Origin of the sequence: Microcoleus sp. K5-D4, from assembly GCF_036704575.1 — a bacterium.
Taxonomy (GTDB): Bacteria; Cyanobacteriota; Cyanobacteriia; order Cyanobacteriales; family Microcoleaceae; genus Microcoleus.
On record NZ_JAUBSD010000066.1, the window covers coordinates 19,018 to 42,047 of the forward strand.

Consider the following 23,030-nt stretch of genomic DNA (forward strand, 5'->3'; position numbering starts at 1 on the left):
AAGAAGGAAGAAAAAAAATAGCTCTGCGTGTATTCCTGACTTCCTTGTCGTCAATCTCGGTAATTGGTAATTGCCAAAAGTTGGCGAGATTGAAAGAGCGATCGACTCATTTTCTGATACAGTCCTGGAACTGCAACAGTTAATTTAAGATTCGGCAGCCATCGAGCGAATAATATCTCCCCTAGTGAGGATGCCGATTACTTTGCCCGCCGAATCGACCACCGGCAATCGATGGATGCTGCGATCGTGCATCAGTTTGGCAGCTTCTTGGATAGATTTGTCCGGCCCGATGGTAACTGGCTCTGTACTCATCGCTTCTCCTACTGTTTGCCCTAAAGCCTTGTGGAGTTCTCGCTCGTAACGAGAGGGATTTTCCAAATAAATCACGCTATCGAGCACCATGATATAAGCGGGCGGAGTTACGCCGCTTTCCCGCCACATCAAGTCGGTTTCGGAGATGACTCCTACCAACAAGTCATTCTCATCTACGACGGGAAGACCGCTAATGCGTCGATCAGCTAAAATTTTAATCGCTTCGTTCAAGGGCATTTCGGGTCGCGCCAAAATCGGCTCGCGGCTCATTACATCGGCTACTGTTTTTGGCATGATTAGCGGTTGATTGAGTTGTTGCTCTAAATCGATCATATAGGGAAAGCGTGACACAGACTGAAGAAAGGCAGCTCTGCTGAAAGGATTGGTTTGAAGGTAGTAAAGAAGGAAAAAGTTTGAATGCCAGAATTTTGCTGTTTTTTTCGATCGCACTATAAAATTCTGCCGTTTGCCTCCCTCCGGCGAGCGATCGGCTTGAGAAGATTGTTAAGATATCTTAAAGAGCGGATAAATCCTTACCAATGCCAGAATCTCCAGCCCGAGAACCAGACTCCCAACCAGAAGCGCGCTGTGTATTGGTTTGCCAGTATCAATCTTGCCTGAAAAATGGTTCAGCAGCAGTGCTAGCTGCTTTTGAAGCTCAACAAGTTGCCGGGGTGAAAGTGGAGGCCTGTAGTTGTCAGGGACAGTGCACCACTGGCCCGACTGTACGAGTTACCCCAGACGAAATTTGGTATTGTCGAGTTAAACCGAGTGATGTACCGTTAATTGTGGAAGATCACCTCAAAGAGGGGAAACCTGTAGAGGCGCTGTTCAATCCGAGAATTCATGCGCGTTATTCTTATTAAGATTGACTTGATTCGGTGAAACTTCCAAGATCGGGCGCATCTAATTTTAATAGTTATTGTTAAGGAACTGGCACTTTGAAAATCCAAGGAATTGCGCTGAGTTTGTTAGTCCTAATTCTGGGGCGTCCGTTGGCGGTTGCTGCTCAAACGTCGGCGGTTTCTGGGGATATTTGTCCTGGGGAATTGGGGGCGCAAGTAGATGCGATCGCCAATCGTCCCGAATTTAGTCGATCGCGCTGGGGCATTTTGATTCAACCTCTATCTTCTACTACTACTCTCTACAGCCGCGACGCCCAAAAATATTTTATTCCAGCATCAAATGCCAAGCTGCTAACCACAGCCGCTGCTTTGCAGAAACTCGGTGCAGATTTTCGGATTAAGACATCGGTTTACAGCGGCGAAAATGGAAGTTTGTACGTTGCCGGCAGGGGAGATCCCAGCATTGCTGAGCCTCAGTTGAAATCCTTGGCGCAGCAGTTGAAGCAGCGGGGAATCAGTCAAGTTAACCAGTTGATTGGCGATGACAGCTATTTTCAAGGCAGTGCAGTCAATCCGAATTGGGAATGGGAAGACGCGCAAGCAGGCTACGGAGCCCCGATTAACAGTTTAATTTTCAATCAAAACGCGATCGACCTTCTCTTGTCGCCACAGGCTCTGGGGCAACCTCTGAAAGTTACTTTTGCCGAAGCAAAGCTGGCAAATCAGTGGCAACTTCAGAACAATACTCTTACCGTCGCCCAAAACGAATCTGAGTTTATTGAAGTTGGCCGGGAGTTCGATCGACCTATAATTCGAGTGAGCGGACAGTTGAAAGTTGGTGGGGAACCTGAATCAGCTTATGTGGCAGTTGTCAACCCCGCTAATAATTTTTTGCAGTATTTTCAACAAGCCCTGGCAGCAGAGGGAATTCCTGTTAAACAGGCTTTAGTTGCATCGGCTTCTCGCAATTTAAATCAAGAATTAGCGACCGTTGAATCGCCGCCGCTGGCGGAATTGGTGAGAGAAACTAATCGCGAAAGTAACAATCTTTATGCAGAAGTTTTATTGAGATTGCTGGGAAAAGTTACAGGCAAGATGCCTGTGCCACAAGAGGATACAGGTGAAAGCGGTTTGAAAGAGCTAAAGGCAGTTTTAACTCAATTAGGAGTAAATCCAAACAGCTACATATTAGCCGACGGTTCCGGCTTGTCTCGGCACAATTTAATTACTCCAGAAGCCTTGGTGGAAACTTTGAGATTTATGGCCAATTCACCTGCTGCATCGATTTACCGCCAGTCACTGTCGATCGCTGGGGAGAGCGGCACTTTGAAAAATCGCTTTAATAATACACCAAATCGCGTAATTTTGCAAGCAAAAACAGGAACTATGAGCGGAGTTTCGGCGCTGTCGGGATATATCGAAGTTCCGAATTACGAGCCGCTGGTGTTTAGCATTATCGTCAATCAATCTGACCTATCGACTGCAAAAATGCGATCGGCAACGGACGAAATTGTGCTATTATTGAATCGCCTGCGCCGCTGTTAAAACAATACATTTAAGGTGATAAACTTGAACTCAGTAGTTACACCTAAAACACAGGACACCCCAAAACCCTACAAGTTTTAAGTTTAATTAGATTGCAGCGGCGGGGATCGAAAAGCAGCTACAATAAAAGTAGAAAAATTAACAGCATTGGGCCGTTTCAGCCTGCTACCAGTCGGCGGGTTGTGTACTTCCCGAAAATAAGTCTAACTTTCCAACTATGAATTCTTTCGATTCCGAACAGCAACACATCTTTGTCGAAACCAATAACATCCGCCTGCACTGCGTTTCTCAAGGAGAAGGCGAGCTCGTTCTCCTCCTGCATGGGTTTCCAGAGTTTTGGTACTCTTGGCGTCATCAAATCCCTGCTTTAGCGCGTCATTTCAAGGTTGTGGTGCCGGATTTGCGGGGCTACAACGATTCCGACAAGCCGGAAAGCGGCTATGATTTAGATACCCTGAGCGCGGATATTCGCGGTTTGATTGCGAGCCTCGGTTATACAAAAGCTCACGTTGTAGGTCATGATTGGGGAGGAGCGATTGCGTGGCACTTAGCTCAAAAATTCCCCGAACAACTCAACCGCTTGGCAATTTTAAACGCTCCGCACCCGCAGCGATTCGTGCAGGAAATGGCGAGCAATTTAGATCAAATCCGCCGCAGTTGGTACGTTTTGGCGTTTCAGGTTCCCGGCATTCCCGAATGGTTGATCCGGCAAAACTTGAAAGATTTTGTACACAATGTTTTTCAAGGACAAGCTGTTCGCAAAGGATCTTTTAGCGCTGAGGAAACTAAGATTTATCAGACTGCTTTAGAAAAGCCGGGAGTATTAGCCGCAGCTATCAATTATTACCGGCAGATGTTTCATCCGCAGAGGCTTTGGAATTTGGGGCAGAAATTAGAACCTGTGACAGTGCCTACTTTGGTGCTTTGGGGAGAAGAAGATGCGTTTTTGAGCCACAAACTTGTAGAAGGTTTAGACAGATTAATTACTGCTCCGTTTAAGTTGAAATTAGTTCCTCACTGCGGTCACTGGATTCAGCAGGAAGCGCCGCAAACGGTGAATCGAGAATTGCTGAGTTTTCTAAGAAATTCTTCTCGTTCTGTGGCTGTGGCATAGAATGTTTTAAACATTGCAAATGAAAACCCGGTTTTACAGCTAAACCGGGTTTTCATCTGTCTAGGGATAGGTTTTTTTTAGGGTGCGTCGTGCCTAGAGTTTCTGGATTACCAGAGAATTCAAGCTAGCTGACGCACCCTACTTATTTATTAGTCCCAGAGCAAATTTTCTTGGATCAGCAGTGCAATCATCGCAGTTCTGGAACACACACCGAGTTTGATAAAAATCCGCCTCACGTAAGTAGCAACCGTCCAGTGACTGATGTTTAAATTTTTGGCAATACATTTGTTGGGCAGCCCTTGGGCTACTAATTGTGCGATCGCTCTTTCCCGTGGACTCAGGCTAATTTCCGGTTTGTAACTTTTGCTTTGCATACTTTTGCAGTGAGGTAACGAGTTAAAATCTAATCAATTAAGGGTAGAATTCCGAGTTTTTCTCGAACTTCAGATAAAGGAGTTTCCCAATCAGATGCAACGTCCCAATTAATTAGCCGAGTAGCTAATTTTCCGTGTTTTAAGCCTTTGATAATTTGTCCGATCGCGCATTTGCCGCTGATCAGTCCAACTAACACTAAAATCGCACAAGAAGGACGAAATACTTGAGCGCGAGTAAACGCTTGAAGTACCAATTCATCTTCTGTTGAAGCTGAAAGACCGGTCAGAACGTGCCAAACGTCGTGGTTTCGCTGAATCCAGTCTCCCGATGCGATCGGCTCAAAGCCTTGTTCGTCTAGAAATCGCGCCACTTCGCACCCTAATGTTCCTGCTGGCAGTTGGCGCAATTTTGCCAAGTCTATTTCAAAATGTCGATCGCTCTCAATTTGAGGATTAATTGTTTGAGCCATCTTTAATATAACTCCTAATTGACCGTCAGCCATAATTTATTCTCCCTTCAACAATGATTTAAGTTTCGAGCAAATTAATTTATGTTGGTCAAGTTCATTTTTGCGCTGAATCAATACGATTTTTTTACGGGCTGAACTTAGAAATCGTATTTTCTGTCAAAGCAATCGGCTGTCAGGAGCTTTTACATTTCTTTACAAGCATTCTTAGATTTGAAATCTGCTACCTGTAAAAATCGCCCTAGTGTTTGGAATCCCAACTTGACTCACCGGGAAGTACCAGTAAAATCCACAGTATTTAGCGGTGATTGGAACCCCCTTACTTACGTATATAAATTTATTCTGCTGCTAATTATTGGAACCTGCAATGAGTCAGAAGTTGAAGCTTGCAGACCTCGTGATGCAGGTGCATACAAGTGAAGAGAGTTGAAGGGAGCTGAAGTAAGGTGAAGTTATGCAGAGTTGATGTTTCGGAATTACGCAGTAGTGCCAATCCCCCGTGGTTGCCGAATTTGTCGTGGCAATCATGGGGGGTTGCCCGTATGTCGTTAGAATGTAGCTCAAATGAGTCACACTCATTTGAGCGACTTGTCAAATATCTTCACCAACAGCTACAAATAAAGTAGAGATTCATATCATACAAGGTGTTGCTGTGAAAAAACTTTCTATTTTGTTATCCACAGGAGTTGTGTCATTGATTTGGTGCGCTGCTGCTAGCGCTACGACTTATGTTAATCCTAACGGTAAAACTACTTTAAACCTGTCAGAAAAAGGGAACAATCGCAGCGGTTTTTACATTACCAAAGTAGGCAATCGGGAATTTTTGGGCAATATTCAAATTACCCGTTATGAAGGAGCAGCAGGCTCTTACTATTACAATGGGACTTTCAAAGACAGTGCGAGCGGCCCTGGCCAAAAAATTGTTTGTTCTGGGGATATTACCATTGTTAGGCGTCAAGTTGGAAGGAGCAGCCAATTGGGAGCCGAAGTTACTTGGAAGGTGAAAGGAGGAGAAAATTGTCCTTCTATTGGCCAGACATTTAAAGTAAATTTAGTCGAATCTTTACCGCGTCCTAATGCTAGCGGCGACTATACTTCTAGCAATGCTAATACTTGGCTGGGCCAAACTTCTGGCTTAGGAACTTGGCCGTCTTGGCGAGTCACCTCGCGGGATGGAGAACTCAACTGTCGCCAGACTCCCAATGGAGCAATCAAACAAGTTTACCGCGCGAATCAAGATCCAATTGCTGCTGAACTCAGGGGAACAAATGCAATTAAAATTGAGAATAATCAACCCTGGCTGCTGACAACAAAAGGCTGTTATGTGCGGGCTAATTCTCAATACGTTCAGCCAGTTTCTATGCCACAGTAAGTGACAAAAGTGATAAATAAACTGCTGCTCATCTCAAAGCATGACTTCTTAAATAAAGAAGTCATGCTTCTGGGTGTTCTGTTTTTTTAACTTGTTCTACTTAAAACCTAATTTGCCATTTAGTGGCCCAGCAGCAAAGCTTCTTCTGCCAAATCTTGGCTTTCAATAACCTTTGGTTCCTTCAGGATAAAAACACAAAGGAAGCACACAATTACAGCCGCAATTCCGAGTAGCTCAAAGAAGCTGCGGTTGCCTGCCACTGTTTGGGGCAGAAAGCTATAAATGGTCGCATAAATTACAGAGCCGACACTGCCGTAAGCACCGATGTTGCCGGCAATTTGACCAGTTGCTTCTGGTTTAATTAAGGGGGCGATGCCAAAAGTTGCGCCTGCTGCGGCGAAGACAAAGAAGGCACATAACATGGTCATGATAATCACAATTGCTAAATGCCAGTTGGCGCTAATTTGGCTCATTATTAAATACCCCAATCCCACTCCGCCCGTCATGACTGTCAGCGTCCACTTGCGGCTGCCGATTTTATCAGAAATTAAGCCTCCGGCTGGACGGCTGACCAAGTTCATCAGCGGATAGCTAGCAGCTAGAGGCCCGGCGATCGCATGATTTAGATTGAAGGTGTGTTCAAAAAATTCCGGTAACATGGAAACCACAGCGAGCTCTGAACCAAAGCTGACTGCATAAGCTAATTCTAATACGAATACTTGACTGATTTGATAGCGTTCTTGAGGTGGGTAATGTTTTTGACCGGTGACAACTTCTCGGTTAACTTCCCAGGCTTTGTAAGCCTGAATTAAATAGAGTGCTGTCAAACTAATCCAAACAGCGTACATCACATTTGCCGTCAGAAAATTTGCTTTCTGCAAGCGCCACACAATCAAAGCTAAGGCACCAAATAGAGGAATATTGGTCATCGACAGTGCCCAAAAGCTTTTGGCGCTGGTGACTTCCATTGCGCCGTTGCGGGCGGGGCGCTGATAGACTTTGCCGGGAGGAGTGTCTTGAACGTTGCAGTAAAAAATGACTCCGAAAACTGCTGTGGCAATTCCAGTAAGGGCGATCGCCAGCCGCCAATTTGTGTGTCCGACTGAGAGAAAAGCTGTTCCTGCCGCGATCGCGGGTAACGCTGCTTCTGCGGCAAAAGAGCCAAAGTTGCCCCAGCCTCCATAGATACCTTGAGCGAAGCCGATATCTTTTGGGGGGAACCATTCGGCAACTAAGCGAATGCCAACTACGAATCCAGCGCCGACAATTCCCATTGCCAAACGGCTCAAAACCAACTGATTGAAGTTTTGGGCAAAGGCGAATGCCAGAGTCGGAAATGCTGCATACACCAGGAGTGAAGAGAAGGTGATGCGAGGCCCGAAGCGATCGAGCAACATCCCGATAATAATACGTGCAGGAATTGCGAAAGCTAAGTTACATAAACTGATGATTCTGGCTTGCCCAACTGTCAATCCCAAATCGTGCTGCACCGTTGTGCTGAATGGTGCGTAGTTGAACCACACTACGAAAGTTAAGAAAAAAGCAAACCAACTCAGGTTCAGAATCCGAAAAGGTCCTCTGAACGATAAAAGCCCTTGAAGCATATATAACAACTTGTCCTAATAAATAATACAGATTATTAATTTCGAGTTGACTTTCTAACTGTTTGGGGTAACGGTTTATTTACTTTCGCGCTTTTATCCGTTGCGTTCCAATTCAAGTGGATGTCCAGAGGAAAAATTGTATACAAAGTTACTGTTTATCCTCAAAACGCCAGTTAGCGCATCGAATTGATGCGGCTATTGCATTTAAGTCGAAATTTAGTAATAAATACTTATTGCGTTAAAACTCAAAAAAATGTATATTTGAATACAGAAATTAAATTTATTTTAATAACAGGTAAGTAAAAATGCTTGTACGTTTAACCGAAAGAGAAACCCAGCAAGGCGATCGCCACTCTATCAGTGCCATGAACAACGGATTTAAGGTTAAATCAAGACTTTTTAGTTTTCTGACAGTATGTGTAGCAGTGGCTGGATGCTTGGGAACTGCTTCTGGGGCGATCGCCCAGGAAGCTCAACCGCAAGTAAAAGCACAGGCGATCGAGCAATCCAATCAGCAGACAGTCAACAGCACGACAAGTCAACCTACTGCTGCGCCTCAATTCGATGCAGCAGCGCAAGAAGAAATTGCTCAGATGTTGCTGGGATTTATCTATTTTGTATTGCCAGTGGGTGTGGGCTTAACTATTTTTCTGCACGACAAATATGCTCAGAAGCGCTCTGCTACTCTCAACCAGCAGATAGAAGTTTTAGAGATTTCCTTTCACCAAACTCCTCAACATTAAACAACGTGGTGAAATACTCTTATTTTAGAACCCCGACTTCTTCGATGAAGTCGGGGTTATTTGTATTCTCTCAAATGCTTTACCCATACATCTAAAAAAAACAGAATAAACAGAGCGCCGACTTCTTTAAAAAGTCGGCGCTCTAACAGCTATCGGATTTATTAACTAAAAGATTTAGATTTCTTCCAAATCCTCTACATCTTCTACATTGTTTAGATCTTCTACATTGTCTAGATCTTCTGCATCCTCATCCTCATTGTCAACAGGGGCAACAGAATTAGCAGAAACCACAGCACCAGTCTCAAGTTTCTTTTTAACTAGCTCCTCAATTTCATTTTTGAAGTCGGCATTTTTCTCCATGTGTTGGATCACTTTGTCTCGTCCTTGAGCTATGTTTTCGCCGTTATAGCTATACCAAGAACCTTTTTTGATAATTACTCCCATTTCGTCTGCCAAGTCAGTAAGACAGCCTAAGGTAGAAATGCCTTTGCCAAATACAATGTCAAATTCGGCAATGCGGAAAGGCGGAGCAACTTTATTTTTAGCAACTTTAACTTTCGTGCGGTTGCCGTACTCTTCTGTGCCTTTTTTCAAGGTTTGAATCCGGCGGATGTCGAGTCGCACGCTGGCGTAGAATTTGAGCGCGTTACCGCCAGTTGTGGTTTCGGGGTTGCCGTAAGTTACGCCGATTTTCTGCCGCAATTGGTTGAGGAAAATGACGGTACAGCCAGATTTGCCGATATTACCAGTGATTTTCCGCAAAGCTTGGCTCATCAAGCGCGCTTGCAAACCCATGTGGGAGTCGCCCATGTCGCCTTCGATTTCGGCGCGTGGGACGAGGGCGGCTACGGAGTCAATTACTACGATATCGACGGCGACGGAACGCACGAGTTGATCGACAATTTCTAGACCCATTTCACCGGTATCCGGCTGGGAAACTAATAGATTTTCAATATCGACGCCTAAAGCTGAGGCGTAGGTGGGATCGAGGGCGTGTTCGGCATCGACGAAGGCTGCGATACCGCCGGATTTTTGGACTTCGGCGATCGCGTGGAGGGCTAGAGTGGTTTTACCGGAACTTTCGGGCCCGTAAATTTCAATGACTCGGCCTTTTGGCAAACCGCCGCCCAAAGCAATGTCCAGTGTCAGGGCTCCGGTGGAAATGGTTTCTACCCTCATGCGAGTGGAGTCTCCCAATCGGACGATCGCCCCTTTGCCAAAGCTGCGCTCGATTTGGGAGAGTACGGAAGTTAGAGCTTTTTGCTTTTCTGAGTTTTCAGTGGAAGTTTTTATAGACGTATCTCTTTTTGCCATTTGCGGTACGCGGGTAGACCCCTTGCGGAGCTTGTTGATTAACTGTACAACACGTATGTTAGCAGTTATTTTTAGGGTCTGGAGGTTCTGCGGGGATTTGGTTTAAGATTCTTGATTTTGGGGGTGGTTCAGCCTGAGCCAGCTTTCAGAAGGCTCTAATCTAGAAGGTATTCGGCATCCGGCAGAGGGTAGAATTATTGTCTGTTGGGGGATGTAGTTGGTATCGATCGCTCTCGGAGTGAGGTTTAAGATGGTCTACAGTTCCAAATTCCGTGAAGCGTAGCTATCCCGGAGGGAATCGCCACAATTAGGACAAGCATGGGATCTACAACACATCAAGACACATCTGTTAATACCAAAAATTCCCGCTGGCTGATGAACTTATTGGCGATCGGCATTTTACTAGGTATCGGATTTCGGTTTTTTGAGATCGATCGCAAACTGTACTGGCACGACGAAGCTTACACATCAATCCGCGCCGCTGGTTTCACCCGCCAAGAAATCGACGACGAACTATTCCAAAACCGGATTTTCCCCGCACCAGAATTGCAAAAATATCAGCGGATTAAACCGGGAAGTACAGAAGCAGACACAATTCGTTCTTTAGCACTAGAAGACCCGCAGCATCCGCCTTTATACTTTCTCATGGCTCGTTGGTGGATGCAGCAATTTGGCAGTTCTCTAACAGCATCCCGCACTTTGCCAGCACTATTGAGTTTGCTGTCGCTGCCTTTGATGTACGCTTTAGCTCAGGAACTTTTTGCCTCGAATTTTGCTGCGTTATTAGCAACAGCACTTTTGGCTTTATCTCCCTTTGACATATTGTTTGCTCAGACAGCAAGGCAGTACAGTTTGCTGACAGCCACAGTTATTGGCAGCAGTTGGCTGCTGCTGAGAGCAGTGCGGTTGCGGGGTTGGAAAAATTGGGTATTTTACTCGCTGGCGATCGCCCTTGGTTTCTATACTCACCCTTTCTTCAGTTTAACACTCATTGGGCACGGAGTTTTTATAATTTCTTACTGGTTGTTTGTCAAAAAAACAAAATTGCCAGGTCACGTCACTAATTCCCAATTTTTCTTAGCAGTAACAGCAGCTTTAATATTGTATATCCCCTGGATTTACGTGCTGGCAACCAACCTGGGACGAGCATCAGCTACGACAGATTGGACGCGAGTATCTCCGGGTTGGCTGTATCTTGTCAAATTGTGGACACTCAGCTTTACAGCTTTATTTTTTGACTTCGACTTCGGGTTTGATAATATTTGGACTTATCTGCTGAGATTGCCATTTTTGTTGTTAATCGCGGCAGCCCTTTACAAAATTTGCCGCAGGGTTAGCACTTCAACTTGGCTGTTTATTTTAACATCAATTTTTGTACCTTTTTTGATACTGGCATTACCGGATCTCATCCTAGGCGGCAAACGTTCCGCCGTCAGCCGTTATCTAATTTCCTGTTTTCCGGGAGTGCAGCTAGCAGTTGCTTACTTGCTCGCCAGTAACGTGAAAACTCAGCAGCGGTTTTCGCAAGTCATTTTAGCCTTGGTATTTACAGCAAGTGTAGCCTCCTGTACAGTTAGCGCTTTTTCTGATACTTGGTGGAGCAAAGACTTGAGCTATTTTAATGCTGAAGTTGCGAAAATTATTAACAAAGAGGCGATAGCTAATCGGTCGATTAAAGATACAATTGTAATTAGCGATCGCGGCAACGATTTTACGAACATGGGAGATTTGCTGTCTCTGAGTTATTTGCTCGACAAAGACGTGCGGCTGATGCTGATGAGCCAGTCGCCAGAAATCGAGATGCTGAACAAATATTCGGCTCCCCTGGTGTTCCGCCCTTCGGAAAAATTGCGATCGGCACTTAAGCAAAATCAACGCCGCTTAGAGCCGATATTGGAATATGCCAGACTTTTTCGAGCGCGGCGAGCTTCTTAGAGCAGATGGACCGAAATGAACGATCGTCCCCGGTAGGGTTCGTCAGTGGATTTTAGATTTTAGATTTTAGATTTTAGATTTATTCCACAGATGAATCTGGGAGATTAAACTTTGGTCTAAAATTTTTGGAGATTCACGACAGGAGTAGGTGGGACGGTATCGGTTTTTGGGGGGTCAGAAAAAACTGTTTGAGTTGCCTCAAATATTTCGACTGACGCACCTTAAATCACTATTTGGGCATTTTTGTCAATATTCCCGGTAAAGTGCGTCAGACAAAAAAACTGTGTCAGTTGTCTCAAGTATTGGGGCTGACACACCCGACAGGATCAGCAATAATTATTTGAATACTTAGGATTAAACACAATGCAAGAGTTAAATAAATCATCTTCCGAATCCGCGCAGAAGTTTCGCGATCTTCAGACAGAATTACGCGAACGTTGGCGAGCTATCGAAGAATTCGACAGCGGAGATTGTGACATTATTATCATTCCTTCTCTCAGCTTAGATCAGCAAGAAATGCAGAAAGTTGAGGGGGCTTACCACTACGAAGAGCGGCATTTATTTTCATTAATTCGCCTGCGAAATCCGCGCACGCGCTTAATTTACATTACCTCCGAGCCCTTGCACCCGATGATTGTGGATTATTACCTGCAATTGCTGCCGGGAATTCCATTTTCTCACGCGCGCGATCGGCTTGTGCTATTCAGTGCTTACGATGCTTCTGCCAAATCCCTCACCCAGAAAATTTTAGATCGTCCCCGCTTAATGGAGCGCATTCGTCAAGCAGTGCGGCCGACAAAATCCTATATGGTTTGTTATAACTCGACGCCCTTAGAACGCGAGTTATCTGTTAAATTGGGAATTCCTTTGTGGGCCAGCGATCCCGATCTGTTATACTGGGGAACCAAAAGCGGTAGCAGGCAAATTTTTAAAGAATGTGGCGTGCCTTATCCTGACGGTTCCGAGTTGGTTTGGAATGCGGAAGATTTAGCGGAAGCTGCGGCGGATTTGTGGGCACGGCAGCCGCATTTGCAACGGATCGTAATTAAGTTAAATGAAGGTTTTTCGGGGGAAGGAAATGCAATTTTATATCTGAAGTCCCTCGCAGGTAAAGCGCCTCAAGAAAGAGCGAAGGCAATTGGCGAGCACTTCCATAATTTGCGCTTTCAAGCAACGGGGGAAACCTGGGAAAACTTTAGCAGCCGCATTCCCGAATTAGGGGCAATTGCCGAAGCATTTATCGAAGGAGAAGCAAAGTTCTCGCCCAGTGTTCAAGGCAGAATTGTGCCCAGCGGCGAAGTAGAAATTCTCTCAACCCACGACCAAATTTTAGGAGGCCCAGACGGCCAAATTTTCCTGGGTTGCCGATTTCCTGCGGACGAATCTTACCGGCTGGCTTTGCAAGAATTGGGATGGAAAGTCGGGCAAAACTTAGCTAAAAAAGGCGCTTTAGAGAGATTTGGAGTAGATTTTCTCGCGGTGCGCCAATCCGACGGCAACTGGGATATGCAAGCAATAGAAATTAACTTGCGGAAAGGAGGCACAACTCATCCGTTTATGGCGCTGAAGCTGTTAACAAATGGTCGGTACGAACGTTCGACAGGATTATTTTACAGCTTGCAGGGCCGTCCAAAATATTATGTCGCTTCGGACAATTTGAAAAAAGAGCGCTATCGGGGATTATTACCGAACGATTTGATGGATATTATTGCTGACAATCAACTGCACTTTGACAGCGGTACAGAGACGGGCAGCGTGTTTCATTTAATGGGTTGTTTGTCGGAGTTTGGCAAATTGGGAGTGACGAGTATTGGCAATTCGCAGCAAGAAGCTGAGGATATGTATAACAAAGTTGTGAAAGTTCTCGATCGCGAAACGTCAGGCGATTTTAGATTTTAGATTTTAGATTTTATCCAGCCAGTCAGCTTGGATACCCGGCTTCTTGAAGAAGTCGGGTATCTAATATCCCTCGCGTTTTGTATAGCAACCGGCAAGACGATTAGGAAGTTTTTTATCACCCAAACCATTGCTATTATTGAATTTGCCTTCTTGCTGCTTGCTTCTTCCTTCCGTTATAGCTAATTTTTAGCGGGATAAAGGGGCGTGGGGTCGATCGAACCTGTGCGGTTGAGCGGCCAAAAACGCACAATTGCCCTACCGATGATATTTTGCTTGGGTACAAAGCCCCAGTAATGACTGTCACAGCTTGCGTTGCGGTTGTCGCCGAGCACCAAGTAAGAATTTGGAGCTACAACTACAGGCCCGTAGGGATACTGCGGAATTTCTTCAATATATTTTTCCTGTAGCGGCTGCTTGTTAATAAAAACTTTTCCCTCTCTGACTTCCACACTGTCCCCCGGCAGTCCGATCACTCGCTTGATATAGGCATCTTTGATCGGTGGCGGCTGTCCCGTGCACAAACTAGCGGGGTCAGGAGGCATAAATACGATAATATCTCCTCGCTGGGGCTCTTGGAATCGATAGCTGACCTTATCTATAATTAATCGATCGTTAATTTGTAAGGTTGGGAGCATCGAGCCGGTGGGAATGTAGCGTGCTTCGGCAACCAGGGTGCGGATACCAAAGGCTAAAAATGCTGCTAAGCCGATCGTCTTAATTCCTTCGATCCAAGGATTTTCGGTGTCTTGCGGAGGTTTTTCGTCGGCTGACTTGTCTAGACGAGTCATAGGGTATTGTAGTGACTGAGCTGGATACGAATTATAAACTTAATAATGCTTCCATGCTAGCACGCTGTTTACTCAATTAATGGTATCTTATGACTCCCAAATCAAGTTTGTTAATCCGTCGCGCTCGCATTCTTTTGCCCAATGGTGAGTTTTTGGTAGGAGATGTGCAAATCTGCGATCGCAAAATTGTCAAGGTTGCTGCGGAAATTGTCGAATCTGGCGATCGAGAAATAGATGCTAAAGGCTTAACTCTGTTACCCGGAGTAATTGATCCCCAGGTACACTTCCGCGAACCGGGTTTAGAACACAAGGAAGACTTATTTACCGCTAGCTGTGCTTGCGCTAAAGGCGGCGTGACATCGTTTCTGGAAATGCCGAATACGCGACCTCTGACCACAACCCAAGCTGCCTTAGATGATAAACTAAGTCGCGCTGCCGAGAAGTGTTTGGTGAACTACGGCTTTTTTATTGGTGCAACGCCCGAGAATTTGCCGGATTTGTTGAATGCGAATCCGACTCCGGGAATTAAGGTGTTTATGGGTTCTATGCACGGGCAGTTGTTGGTGGATGGAGAAGCAACTTTAGAGGCGATTTTTGCCAAGGGCGATCGACTAATTGCCGTACACGCAGAAGACCAAGCTAGAATCAATCAGAGGCGTCAGGAATTTGCCGGGATTTCCGATGTAGCCGTGCACTCGCAAATTCAAGACAATCAAGCAGCTTTATTAGCAACTCAGCTAGCATTAAAACTTTCTAATAAATATCAGCGGCGTCTGCACATTCTGCACCTTTCAACTGGGGATGAAGCTGAGTTATTGCGCCAGGAAAAACCGAGTTGGGTGACAGCAGAAGTTACGCCGCAGCATTTGTTGTTAAATACCAGCGCCTATCAAAAAATTGGCAGTTTAGCTCAGATGAATCCGCCTTTGCGCGAGCCCCGCGATAACGAAATACTTTGGCAAGCTTTACTCGACGGCGTAATTGATTTTATCGCCACCGACCATGCCCCGCATACATTAGCAGAAAAAGCTCAAGATTATCCGAATACGCCGTCTGGAATGCCGGGAGTCCAAACTTCTTTGCCTTTGATGCTGACACAAGCAGTAGAGGGAAGATGTACAGTTGCTCAAGTTGCTAATTGGATGTCGGCGGCAGTTGCTAAGGCTTATAAGATTCCTAACAAAGGAGCGATTGCTCCTGGTTTTGATGCCGATTTGGTATTAGTAGATTTGGATAATTATCGACCTGTGCTGCGAGAAGAAATGGTGACAAAGTGCGGCTGGAGTCCTTTTGAAGGTTGGAGTTTGACTGGATGGCCAGTTGTGACTGTTGTTGGAGGAAAAGTTGTTTTTGAAAATGGTAAATTGGATACAAATGTGAGGGGAGAAGCTTTGACATTTGACGCGGAGTAAGCTTGAATTTAACTCAAGTGTTATAATTGGGTATTCCTGCATCGCAAAAGCGATTTTACCCATGATCCTCGAAGAACTAGAAACACAACTCCTGGCCTTAACTCCGACTGAGAAAGCTGAAGTCATAAGACTGTTAGCCCAAAGTTTAAGTAATAGCTGGCCAGGAATTACCAAAACTCCCGACCTGTGTGGCGGCGATGCTTGCATTGCCCAAACTAGACTTCCCGTTTGGCTGTTCGTGAGTTGGCGCCGTCAAGGTTCAAGTGATGCTGAACTTCTACAATTTTATCCCCAGTTGAATGCTGCAAACTTAGTAAATGTCTGGACTTATGCTGAGGCTAACTCCGAAGAAATTGAAACAGCACTCCGAGAAGAAGCAGCAGCAATGATGTAGGAAGTATAATTTATGGCACGTCTCTATGCAGATGAACAGTTCCCGTTTCCTATTGTGGCATTGCTGCGAAATTTAGGTCACGATGCCCTGAGTATTCAAGAGGCAGGAAATGCCGGAGATGATGACCCCGAAGTATTAGCCTTTGCTGTGAATAACGATCGGGCGGTTATGACGCAAAATCGTCGGCATTTGATTCGCTTGCATACTCAACAACCAAATCATGCTGGTATTATCGTATGTACAGACGATAAAAATCTAGAAAGGTTGGCAACACGCATTAATGATGCTATTGCTGGTAAGGAAAATTTGAGAGGTAAATTGATTCGAGTCAACCGCCAGCCGCAGTAAGTTCGATCGCACTAGCTCAATTTTCCCATTGCCAATCCAATAACTCGCCATTACCAATTACTTCAGCTTGCCGCCCGTTATCGAGATAACTTAAAGAAATTTGCAAATAATTTTCTGGTTTGTACTGCAATCTTTCCGCCCATTCGATCGCCACAATTCCCAAATCCCTTTCTAATCCGTCCCAATAACTTTCTAAGTGCAAAGCCTCCGCTTCTTCGGGTTCTAGTCGATACAAATCTAGATGATACAGCGGAATTCGTCCTCCAAAATACTCGTTAATCAGTGTAAAAGTAGGACTCTCAATCGAGTCTGAGATTCCTAAGCCTTCAGCGATACCTTGAACCAAGGTAGTTTTGCCTGCACCTAAATCTCCTTGTAATAAGATTACAGTGCCGGGGGGGAGCGATCGACCTAACGCAACACCAAAGTTGCGCGTAGCCTCAGAATCGGGAAGCAAAGTTTTCATTTCAATAATTAGTCATTAGTCATTTATTATTAGTTATTTGTTATTTGTTATTTGTTAGTCGCTGGCGGCTGCCAATAACCAATAACTAATAACATTAGTCAACAGTAAACCTTCAACAGTCAGCAGTCAGCAGCTTAAATGTTCTGCGCGCGGCCGTACCAACGCAGCAACATCCCCGCCAACCTTTGAGAATTGTGGCGAATTAAACCCGTATTTTCATCTTCATCCATGACATTGGCGATGACAACTCGCCGCCCCAATTGCGTTACGGCTTCTCGATCGAGTACAACCGGATAAGAATCCTCCTGAGAATAGCGGATCAAAGCCTTTGCAGAAGGGACTTTGCCTTGAACTACTACAGCATCGAACAGCGGCCGGCCGCAAGCGCGGTCGATCGCCCGAATGTGGTCTGCAACACTGTATCCGTCAGTTTCCCCCGGCTGAGTCATAATATTGCAAACATAAATGCGCGGAACTTCGCTGTTGGCGATCGCATCAGCAATTTCCGGCACCAACAAATTCGGAATGACACTCGTATAAAGACTCCCCGGCCCAATAATAATAAAATCCGCTTCCCGAAGCCCTTCCACAGCCCTAGGTAACGCCGGAGGATTAGCAGGAGTGCAGCCTATTTTGAGGATTTGCCCGTTTGCTTTTGTAATGCTTGACTCCCCCTCAATCCTGCGACCGTCAGCGAGTTCTGCCCACAAAGAAACGTCGCTCAGAGTAGCCGGCAGCACCTCTCCCCTCACTGCTAAAACTTTAGAACTCGCGGCGATCGCCTGTTCCAAATCTCCAGCAATATCGCTCATCGCCGTCAAAAACAAATTCCCAAAACTGTGACCCACCAAACCGTCACCAGCCCGGAAACGATATTGAAATAACTCAGTCAATAACTTTTCCTCATCTGCCAAAGCCGCCAAACAATTGCGAATGTCTCCCGGTGGCAATACCCCAATTTCCCGCCGCAGCCGCCCGGAAGACCCGCCATCATCCGCCACGGTGACAATAGCAGTGATTTTGGCGCTGTAATCCTTCAATCCCCTGAGCAAATTAGAAAGACCCGTACCGCCCCCAATTGCCACAATTTTCGGGCCGCGGTTCAAGCGACGGTGGTTGAGGAGTCGATCGACCAGTTCCTCGTTGCCTTCGGGCATCAGCACTTGGGTAATAGAGTTCAAACTGCGAGTTTGTCCCCACAGAATTAATAAAATCCCGCCAGCAATGATGATCGGGCCTGACACGTAATTGGGAATAACTTCCGCAATCCACGCCAAAAAATTTCTCAATAATTGCAATAAGAAGAAAATGGGAGTCATCCCAGTCCAAATTGCTAAACCCAAAGTGGCAAGTACCACGCCGCTGGCACTAATCAGCAGCCACCGTTTCACTAACAGTCCGGGGGCTAACCACTTAAACCACTGGTGAACTCGCCCGTTCCGCAAAGAAGGGGGGTAAGGATTTCTGGATTGGGCAAAAACCTGCTTGGCTTTAGCCAAGACGCGGAGGGCTTTAGGAAGTGAACTAATTGACATGGTTAATTAGTCTTAAGGGTATTGGAACAGCTCGAGCTGACAAATTTACAATACAAGAGAGTTTTGATTCTGGCAGTCAATTGAAGTAATTAGTGATTAGTCATGAGTCATGAGTCATGAGTCATTAGGTAGACTGATGACTGAGGACTGACAACTTATTGATAACATCCTATGGCAGAGCCACTAATCGAACTCAAGGGGGTAAGTAAGTCCTTCGGCCAGAACCCGATCCTCGATCGAGTCGATCTGAGGATTTATCGGGGAGAGGCCCTGGCAATTATTGGCCCTTCCGGGACGGGGAAATCTACGATTCTGCGGATAATTGCGGGTTTGTTGGCCCCGGATGCCGGTGAGGTTTTTGTTCAGGGACAGCGCAGGGTCGGATGGGTGGACGACGTGGCAGATCCGATCGGAATTGGGATGGTGTTTCAGCAAGCGGCTTTGTTTGATTCGCTGACGGTGGAGGAGAATGTCGGTTTTTTACTTTACCAGCATTCTAAGCTGCCGCGCCGCCGCATTCGGGAATTGGTGGAGGAAAAGTTGGAGATGGTGGGTTTGCCGCGAATTGGCGAACGCTATCCAGCGCAGTTGTCTGGGGGAATGAGGAAGCGGGTAAGTTTTGCCCGCGCTATCATGGCGAATCCTGATAATGACAGGGATAATCCAGAGGTTTTGCTGTACGACGAACCGACGGCGGGTTTAGATCCGATTGCTTCGACGGTAATTGAAGATTTAATCAGGGACTTGCAGGCTGCCCAAGGTGTTTGCAGCACTTATGCGATCGTCACTCACCAAGACAGTACCATCCGCCGCACTGCCGATCGCATTGTGTTTCTCTATCGAGGCAAAGTGCAGTGGGAGGGAACTGTCAGCGATATTGCATCGACAGATAATTTACTGATCCGACAATTTTTTAGCGGCAGTGTTACTGGCCCAATTCAAGCGCTTGGATAGTCAGCCAATTTTAGATTTTAGATTTTAGATTTTAGATTGAAATGACCGATGATGAATGACTAATAACCAATGACCAATGACTGAGGAGAAAATATGCAATCGCGAACTGTAAGAGAAGGTTCTGTCGGGTTCTTAATTTTAGTAGGAATCGGTTTATTTGGCGGCTTAGTGCTCTGGCTGCGGGGCGTGCAGCTAGGGAACCGCAGCTACAAATTCGCCGTAGAATTTGGCAGCGCCCAAGGAATGCAAATAGGCACGCCCATCAGGTATCGCGGGGTTGCAGTCGGTAAAATTACCGCCCTCAAACCGGGTTCCAACGGCGTAGACGTGACGCTGGAGATTGCCCCCGGTACTTTAGTGATTCCCAGGGATGTTACGATCGAAGCGAATAAATCGGGTTTAATTGGCGAATCGTCGATCGACATTACCCCCAACTCGATTTTGCCAGAATCGTTACTTACCGCCAATCCCGTTAGTGCCGACTGTCCCCCGGAGATAATCTGCCAAAATGCGCGCTTAAAAGGTCAAGCTGGAGTCACTATCGACGAACTAATTCGATCCACAGTCCGCCTAGCTAATTTCTACACCGACCCCGCGCTGTTCAACAATATTAAATCCCTCGCCGAAAATACAGCCAACACAGCTAAAGGTGCAGCTAAACTCACTCAAGATTTATCGACTTTAACTAAAACGGCCCAAGCCGAAATAAAAACTTTAAATCAAGATGTAAGGGCCGATCTTGGGAGCTTAAATCAATCACTAAAAACCGAAATAGCAAGTTTAAACCAATCGTTAAAGGGAGAAGCCAGCAGTTTAAATCAATCATTAAAGGGAGAAGCCAGCAATTTAAATCAATCGCTAAAAGCAGAAATATCAGGAGTCGCAACTGATATTTCTAAAGTAGCAGCTACGGCGGACACTTCCACAAAAGCCGTATCGGCCGCTGCGATAAATTCTGCTAATTCAGTAACTCAAGCAGCAAATCAAGTTACATTAACAGCCAACCAACTCAATTCTTTAGTAACAACAAACCGCGCAAGTTTAGTCTCTACTCTAAATAACATCAATCAAAGCAGTCAGGAACTGCGGGTAGCTGTCAGCAGTTTGAGTCCAACAATTAATCGCATCAACCAAGGACAATTGCTGAACAATTTAGAAGTTTTATCAGCGAATGCTGCCCAAGCTTCTGGTAATTTGCGAGATTTATCCAGCCAGGTAAACAATCCCGCCACTTTGCTATTATTGCAGCAAACTCTAGATTCTGCACGAGCTACATTTCAGAACGTGCAGAAAATTACTTCCGACGTGGATGATTTGACAGGAGATCCGGCTTTCCGCAACAACATTCGCAGGCTGTTTAACGGATTGGGAGGCTTATTGGGTTCGACAGAACAACTCCGACAGCAAGTGAAAGTGACTCAAACATTAGCTCCTCTTTCTGAGAAAGTAAATGAGAGTACAATTGCCAGAAATCAAGCAGTAAAGCCGGGATTTCCCAGCTTGCAAAAACAGCCAAAATTGCCTGTTATACCTTCTCAAAGTGCAAGGTCATCAGAACAAATTGCTCCCGCAAATACCCATTAAAACAGGGTATCATTGAATAACCGCAATTATTGCAAAACAATATTCGCGACTTCCGATAGTTAGTAATCAGGGCAATAAACACCAAGATTACAGCTAGTTAATAATGTGCGCTTTTCGCACCAGAGATTAAAGTTATTGTCCAAATCCTATTAACAAAAAACTATTTCAATCTAAGCAAGGAAAACCAATGACGCAAACTTTGTCGAAACCGGACGCAACCAAAACCCAGTATACTGTAACTTGGGAAAAATTGCCAGATGACTTTAAATTACCCGACGATCCTGTGGAAAACATCGACCAACCACTTTTAGCCGCCGCCTTGCGAGAAGCCTTGGATATGGCAGGATTTATCCTAGCTTCAATGCTAATAGCTTCCAATTTTGGACTATGTGCCAAAGTTAACGACAAAACAGTAGTAAAAGCCCCTGATTGGGTGTTCGTTCCCTCGGTATTGCCAGCAGAACCAGGAGAAGTTCGCCGCAGTTATACGCCCAATGCTGAGGGAGAAGTACCTGCTGTAGTGATGGAATTTTTATCGGATACTGACGGTAGTGAATATTCAAATAAACCGACATATCCTTACGGAAAATGGCGGTTTTATGAGCGAATTTTCCAAGTACCGATTTATGTAATTTTTGAACCTAAATCTGGAGTCTTGGAAGTGTACAGACTCTCGACATCGGGAGAATACGAATTGCAAGAACCGGATGCTAATCAGCGATTCTGGATAGAATCAATGGGTTTATTTCTGGGGGTTTGGGAAGGTGAAAAATCTCAGAGAACCGGTTATTGGTTGCGCTGGTGGGATGAGAATGGCAATTTGCTCTTGTGGGGTGCCGAACGGGTGGAACAGGAACGCCAGAGGGCCGAAGAGGAACGCCAGAGGGCCGAAGAGGAACGCCAGAGGGCCGAAGAGGAACGCCAGAGGGCCGATCGACTAATGGCATACTTGAGAAGTCAGGGCATCGATCCTGATGGCATTTGAAGGTGTGGGATGTCGATCGACCTTTCGCCCCTTAATCCAATCCCATTTTGATTGCACAATCGAGTCAGCAAGGGCGTTTTAGATTAAAAATAACCACAATTAAGGAGTCAGGCATGACTGCAACAACATTAGAAGAGAAATTAGCTCAGCCGTTGCTATTTCCAGGGTTAACGTGGGAACAATTCAAAACCTTAGAACCGATGCTGGATATTCCAGGGGTTCGGCTGTCATTTTTAGATGGGATACTGGAGATTCAGAAAATGCCTGGAAGAAAACACGAAACAGCGAAGGGACGTATCGGTGCGTTAGTAGAAACTTACATGATGGCGGCAGCAATCGATTTCACCCCTACGGAGTCTCTGACATTAGAAAATGAATCGCGACTGGTAAAGTGTGAAGCCGACAAGTCTTACGAATTGGGTACTGATAGAGAACGTCCCGATTTAGCGATCAAAGTTGTCGTCACTAGCGGCGGAATTGATAAGCTAGAGGCTTACAAACGGCTGCAAATCCCTGAAGTCTGGTTTTGGGAAAACAGCCGACTGTCTCTCTATGCTCTCAGAGAGCAAGGATACGAAGAGATTGCGAGTTCCCAATTGCTCCCATAACTCGATATTGGTTTACTCGTCAGGTGTGTTAATATGCCGAGTCATGTTGAGGCAATTAAGGAATTCCAAAGGGCGATCGATCTCAATACTACCAACAGGAATATAGCTATCAATTAATTACTAAAAGTCGCCGTGAAGTGCTGCAACGGCGTTTAGAAATAGGTGGAAAACTCATCTGTTTTTATCTGAAAGATAATGGATAAAAATTACTGCTTCCTGATGAATTACCCTCCGCACTAGAAGCCGAACCCCAGCGTGCTGCTGAACTCGCATCTTTGCTAGCGCGTTACCGATCTCGGTTTGGCGAATTCCCTGAGAGTAACGGCTAAAAAGTCAGGGTGCGATCGCGCTTCACTAGACCTCTTGCGAAAGTCTCAGGCGATGGCTAATTTGTCTTCAAAGAAAGTTCATAATTATAAATACCAGCTATCA

22 protein-coding genes are annotated in these 23,030 nt (G+C 45.6%); 14 read left to right on the forward strand and 8 right to left on the reverse strand.

From position 1 onward, the window contains the following. Positions 1–144: 144 nt before the first annotated feature. Positions 145–606 (reverse strand): CBS domain-containing protein, encoded by a 462-nt coding sequence (locus QUA77_RS19555; RefSeq protein ID WP_333036916.1) that lies wholly within the window; start codon positions 604–606, stop codon positions 145–147. Between the two features lie 245 nt (positions 607–851). Between QUA77_RS19555 and QUA77_RS19560 the strand changes: the two genes are divergently transcribed. The 3 genes from QUA77_RS19560 (at position 852) to QUA77_RS19570 (ending at position 3,816) form a co-directional block, all read left to right on the forward strand. Next, entirely contained in the window at positions 852–1,178 is a 327-nt protein-coding gene (locus QUA77_RS19560) for a (2Fe-2S) ferredoxin domain-containing protein (RefSeq protein WP_333036915.1), read from the forward strand. Between the two features lie 75 nt (positions 1,179–1,253). Continuing rightward, a complete protein-coding gene (dacB, locus tag QUA77_RS19565; protein WP_333451934.1) occupies positions 1,254–2,702 on the forward strand; it encodes a D-alanyl-D-alanine carboxypeptidase/D-alanyl-D-alanine endopeptidase in 1,449 nt (482 codons plus the stop codon). Positions 2,703–2,919: 217 nt separating this feature from the next. Then, the gene (locus QUA77_RS19570) at positions 2,920–3,816 is read left to right on the forward strand and encodes an alpha/beta hydrolase (protein WP_333036913.1); all 897 of its coding nucleotides are present in this window, start codon (positions 2,920–2,922) and stop codon (positions 3,814–3,816) included. Positions 3,817–3,965: 149 nt separating this feature from the next. Here the strand turns inward: QUA77_RS19570 and QUA77_RS19575 are convergent, their stop codons facing one another. Both QUA77_RS19575 and QUA77_RS19580 read right to left on the reverse strand, forming a co-directional pair. Then, positions 3,966–4,190, reverse strand: a complete 225-nt coding sequence (locus tag QUA77_RS19575) for a helix-turn-helix transcriptional regulator (protein WP_333036912.1) — start codon at positions 4,188–4,190, stop codon at positions 3,966–3,968. A 29-nt stretch (positions 4,191–4,219) separates the two neighbouring features. Continuing rightward, entirely contained in the window at positions 4,220–4,693 is a 474-nt protein-coding gene (locus QUA77_RS19580; protein WP_333036911.1) for a Coq4 family protein, read from the reverse strand. Positions 4,694–5,309: 616 nt separating this feature from the next. On the opposite strand from QUA77_RS19580, the gene QUA77_RS19585 reads away from it, so the two are divergent. Further along, positions 5,310–6,029 (forward strand): hypothetical protein, encoded by a 720-nt coding sequence (locus tag QUA77_RS19585; protein ID WP_333036910.1) that lies wholly within the window; start codon positions 5,310–5,312, stop codon positions 6,027–6,029. A 119-nt stretch (positions 6,030–6,148) separates the two neighbouring features. On the opposite strand, the gene QUA77_RS19590 is transcribed toward QUA77_RS19585, so the two are convergent. After that, the gene (locus tag QUA77_RS19590) at positions 6,149–7,633 is read right to left on the reverse strand and encodes a NarK family nitrate/nitrite MFS transporter (RefSeq protein WP_333036909.1); all 1,485 of its coding nucleotides are present in this window, start codon (positions 7,631–7,633) and stop codon (positions 6,149–6,151) included. 305 nt (positions 7,634–7,938) lie between these two features. Between QUA77_RS19590 and QUA77_RS19595 the strand changes: the two genes are divergently transcribed. Beyond that, entirely contained in the window at positions 7,939–8,376 is a 438-nt protein-coding gene (locus QUA77_RS19595; RefSeq protein ID WP_333451937.1) for a hypothetical protein, read from the forward strand. Between the two features lie 174 nt (positions 8,377–8,550). Here QUA77_RS19595 and recA read toward each other — a convergent pair whose 3' ends face one another. After that, positions 8,551–9,690, reverse strand: coding sequence for a recombinase RecA (recA, locus tag QUA77_RS19600; RefSeq protein WP_333036907.1), 1,140 nt, complete (start codon positions 9,688–9,690; stop codon positions 8,551–8,553). A gap of 318 nt (positions 9,691–10,008) precedes the next feature. Here recA and QUA77_RS19605 point away from each other — a divergent pair, with 318 nt between their 5' ends. Both QUA77_RS19605 and QUA77_RS19610 read left to right on the forward strand, forming a co-directional pair. Further along, positions 10,009–11,625, forward strand: a complete 1,617-nt coding sequence (locus QUA77_RS19605) for a glycosyltransferase family 39 protein (protein ID WP_333451939.1) — start codon at positions 10,009–10,011, stop codon at positions 11,623–11,625. Between the two features lie 363 nt (positions 11,626–11,988). After that, the gene (locus QUA77_RS19610) at positions 11,989–13,524 is read left to right on the forward strand and encodes a peptide ligase PGM1-related protein (RefSeq protein WP_333036905.1); all 1,536 of its coding nucleotides are present in this window, start codon (positions 11,989–11,991) and stop codon (positions 13,522–13,524) included. A gap of 179 nt (positions 13,525–13,703) precedes the next feature. Here QUA77_RS19610 and lepB read toward each other — a convergent pair whose 3' ends face one another. Beyond that, entirely contained in the window at positions 13,704–14,312 is a 609-nt protein-coding gene (lepB, locus tag QUA77_RS19615; RefSeq protein ID WP_333081491.1) for a signal peptidase I, read from the reverse strand. Between the two features lie 89 nt (positions 14,313–14,401). Between lepB and QUA77_RS19620 the strand changes: the two genes are divergently transcribed. From QUA77_RS19620 to QUA77_RS19630, 3 genes are all read left to right on the forward strand, one after another. Then, positions 14,402–15,724, forward strand: coding sequence for a dihydroorotase (locus QUA77_RS19620; protein ID WP_333451940.1), 1,323 nt, complete (start codon positions 14,402–14,404; stop codon positions 15,722–15,724). Between the two features lie 61 nt (positions 15,725–15,785). Continuing rightward, entirely contained in the window at positions 15,786–16,118 is a 333-nt protein-coding gene (locus tag QUA77_RS19625) for a DUF433 domain-containing protein (RefSeq protein ID WP_333451942.1), read from the forward strand. 12 nt (positions 16,119–16,130) lie between these two features. Further along, the gene (locus QUA77_RS19630) at positions 16,131–16,466 is read left to right on the forward strand and encodes a DUF5615 family PIN-like protein (protein WP_333451944.1); all 336 of its coding nucleotides are present in this window, start codon (positions 16,131–16,133) and stop codon (positions 16,464–16,466) included. Positions 16,467–16,482: 16 nt separating this feature from the next. On the opposite strand, the gene tsaE is transcribed toward QUA77_RS19630, so the two are convergent. Together tsaE and QUA77_RS19640 are read right to left on the reverse strand one after the other, a co-directional pair. Further along, positions 16,483–16,932 carry a tRNA (adenosine(37)-N6)-threonylcarbamoyltransferase complex ATPase subunit type 1 TsaE gene (gene tsaE / locus QUA77_RS19635; protein WP_333036903.1) on the reverse strand — a complete coding sequence of 150 codons (450 nt, stop codon included), beginning with the start codon at positions 16,930–16,932 and terminating at the stop codon, positions 16,483–16,485. Between the two features lie 134 nt (positions 16,933–17,066). Further along, positions 17,067–18,467: a gluconeogenesis factor YvcK family protein gene (locus tag QUA77_RS19640; RefSeq protein WP_333451946.1), complete on the reverse strand. Its 1,401-nt coding sequence runs from the start codon at positions 18,465–18,467 to the stop codon at positions 17,067–17,069. 171 nt (positions 18,468–18,638) lie between these two features. On the opposite strand from QUA77_RS19640, the gene QUA77_RS19645 reads away from it, so the two are divergent. The 4 genes from QUA77_RS19645 (at position 18,639) to QUA77_RS19660 (ending at position 22,598) form a co-directional block, all read left to right on the forward strand. Beyond that, a complete protein-coding gene (locus tag QUA77_RS19645; protein ID WP_333036901.1) occupies positions 18,639–19,421 on the forward strand; it encodes an ATP-binding cassette domain-containing protein in 783 nt (260 codons plus the stop codon). 93 nt (positions 19,422–19,514) lie between these two features. Further along, a complete protein-coding gene (locus tag QUA77_RS19650; protein ID WP_333451948.1) occupies positions 19,515–21,005 on the forward strand; it encodes an MlaD family protein in 1,491 nt (496 codons plus the stop codon). A gap of 187 nt (positions 21,006–21,192) precedes the next feature. Continuing rightward, a complete protein-coding gene (locus QUA77_RS19655) occupies positions 21,193–21,990 on the forward strand; it encodes a Uma2 family endonuclease (protein WP_333451950.1) in 798 nt (265 codons plus the stop codon). Between the two features lie 113 nt (positions 21,991–22,103). Beyond that, positions 22,104–22,598: a Uma2 family endonuclease gene (locus QUA77_RS19660; protein ID WP_333451952.1), complete on the forward strand. Its 495-nt coding sequence runs from the start codon at positions 22,104–22,106 to the stop codon at positions 22,596–22,598. The last annotated feature ends 432 nt before the right edge of the window (positions 22,599–23,030 follow it).